Source organism: Rhizobacter sp. P2_H2, from assembly GCF_056403375.1.
Genome location: NZ_JBFUFP010001538.1, coordinates 1 through 936 on the forward strand (window position 1 = coordinate 1; position 936 = coordinate 936).

The following is a 936-nucleotide window of genomic DNA, read 5'->3' on the forward strand; positions in this document are numbered from 1 at the left end:
GCACGAAGCCCTCGCTGCAGGTTCCCCGGAAGCCCAGCGTGTCCCAGCCCGACAGCTTCGTCAGCTCGTAGTCGCTCTTGCGCACCAGCACCTGCACCTGGTCGTTGCGCGCCGCGTCTTCCGACTTGCGGCAGGTCACGAGGATCGCATCGGCCGTCGCGCCGTACGAGATCACCGGCGTCTGCTTCTCCAGCGTGAAGCGGTCACCACTCACCTGCACCGCGCACAGGCTCGAGCGCACGTCGCCGCCGATGCCCAGCTCGGTGGTGGCCGACGCGATCAGGTACTGGTGCTCGACCATCTCGCGGGCATAGCCGCGGAAGAACTCCGATTCGAGCGCGTGGTGCACGATGCAGCCGACCTGGATCTGGTGCATCGCGAAGATCATCGCGGTGGAACCGCAGTACTGGCCCAGCACCTCGCAGATCTGCGACAGGTCGCTGATGTTCAGGCCCATGCCGCCGTACTCCACCGGCACGTAGCAGCTCAGCAGCTTCTGCTGCTTCAGCGCCGCATACGCCTCGTGCGGAAAGCGCGCATCGCGGTCCACCTCGGCGGCGTGCGGCGCGATGATGTCGCGGCCGATGCCGTGCAGCCCTTCGAGCAGGGCGGGCAGTTGGGGGCTCAGGCGGGTCGGTTGCGACATGTCTTCTCCAGGAATGGCGGCAGTGCAGCGCTTCAGGCGCTGACGAGTTCTTCGATGGCTTCGGACAGCGAGCGGATGCTCTCGAAGGTCTTGCGGCCCAGCATCTTGTCGGAGAACTCGATGTCGAAGCCGTCTTCCAGCGCCAGCATCAGGTTGACCGTCGTCAGCGAGGTCAGCCCGGCGGCGTACAGGTCGCTGTCTTCGGTCAGCGTGGCGGCGTCCACCGACAGGCGGGCGTGCTTGGCGATGATGGAACGGATCTTCTCGGTGTGCATGGCTGTGTCCTGCTG

2 protein-coding genes are annotated in these 936 nt (G+C 66.0%); both read right to left on the reverse strand.

Translation table 11 applies throughout. The features are described 5' to 3' along the window. Positions 1–646: acyl-CoA dehydrogenase family protein (locus AC1D15_RS34565; RefSeq protein ID WP_477829628.1), on the reverse strand; the 646-nt coding region annotated here is incomplete at its 3' end. A 32-nt stretch (positions 647–678) separates the two neighbouring features. Beyond that, positions 679–936: acyl carrier protein (locus AC1D15_RS34570; protein ID WP_477829629.1), on the reverse strand; the 258-nt coding region annotated here is incomplete at its 5' end.